General features: G+C 61.4%; 2 protein-coding genes. Both read right to left on the reverse strand.

Going from position 1 to position 1250, the window contains the following annotated elements; all coding sequences use genetic code 11:
- Nucleotides 1-330 (reverse strand): DedA family protein (locus tag JF66_RS19210; RefSeq protein ID WP_035880484.1); only part of this gene is annotated, 330 nt, incomplete at its 3' end.
- 62 nt (nucleotides 331-392) lie between these two features.
- Nucleotides 393-1190 carry a hypothetical protein gene (locus tag JF66_RS19215; protein ID WP_051973772.1) on the reverse strand — a complete coding sequence of 266 codons (798 nt, stop codon included), beginning with the start codon at nucleotides 1188-1190 and terminating at the stop codon, nucleotides 393-395.
- Nucleotides 1191-1250: the final 60 nt, after the last annotated feature.

A 1250-nucleotide genomic window follows, 5' to 3' on the forward strand; every position in this document is an offset into this window, starting at 1 on the left:
TACGCTCTTTCGGCTGAAAAGGCCGGATTCGCGTCGGTCGAAGATACGCGGACCGGACGTGCGCCCGATGACGTACCCGAGCTGGTCGCCCAGGGCCGCCGAGAGGGCAATGGCCGGAATGACGACCCAGAGTGGTTGGCTGATCACCCCGCTGAGAGAAAGCACGCCGGTGAAGAACAGGAGAGTGTCGCCGGGGAGGAAGAACCCGACGAGCAGCCCGGTTTCCACAAACACAATCGCACACACGACAGCGAGTCCCCAGATACCGGCGCCGGCGATCACCGACTGCGGGTCGAGCAGACCGGATGTGGACAGAGCGTCGACGATCATATTTTTCATAGTTGAGGAGGCTTTCTATTTCGAAAAATCGACCGGATACCTTGACCGGCGATTCACGAGGTCGAGGTCACGGTTGCATTGGCTCGGCGGGCTCGCAGGGTGAGGACGGTCACCAGGATGAGGATGACGGCTAGGAACAGGACGCTGGTTCCGGTCGTTCCGAGGCCGAGGCCGCCGTCAGCGGTGGGCTGGGAGAGCAGATCTCCGGTGGAGGCACCGAGCGGGCGGGTGAGGATGTAGGCAATCCAGAAGGCGAGCACGGCATTGAGCTTGAAGACGAAGTACGCCACTGCGACGAGGGCGATGGCCGCGGCAAAGAGCAGCAGGGCGACGAAGAAGCCCAGGTTCAGGCCCTCAGCGACGAGGTCGCCGGCCGCTGTGCCCAGGGCGAATGTGAATAGCACTGCGAGCCAGTAGAACGACTCGCGGCGGGTGGTGAAGATGGAGTGGATGGAGAGGGTCTTTTCCGACACCGCCCACGCGGCGAATACGGTCGCCAGTGCGAGGGCGAAGACTACCGCGGTCACCCAGAGGGGGACGCCGAGGTTGTCGGTGAGATTGTCGGTGATGAGTGTACCCACAACACTGATCAATACCACTGCCAACCAATACACCGCTGGGGTGTACTTGTGCAGGGTGAACTGCACAATCAGGGCGGCGATCAGGAGCACGGCCATGATGATCGAGGTGATGGTCAGGCCCAGCCCGAGGTCGACGTTCAAGAAATCGGCTGCGGTTTCACCCACCGTGGTTGCGAGGACTTTGATCACCCAGAAGATGAGGGTGACTTCGGGGACCTTGTTCAGCATGCGCCGCGTGGGGGAAACGGCGGGGGTCACTGTTGACGTCATGGGCGGGCTCCTTTGAAAGTGTTGGCTCTAGTGAACCCGGCCGTTTCTAAGAATTCTCAC

Origin of the sequence: Cryobacterium sp. MLB-32, from assembly GCF_000738085.1 — a bacterium.
Lineage (GTDB): Bacteria > Actinomycetota > Actinomycetes > Actinomycetales > Microbacteriaceae > Cryobacterium.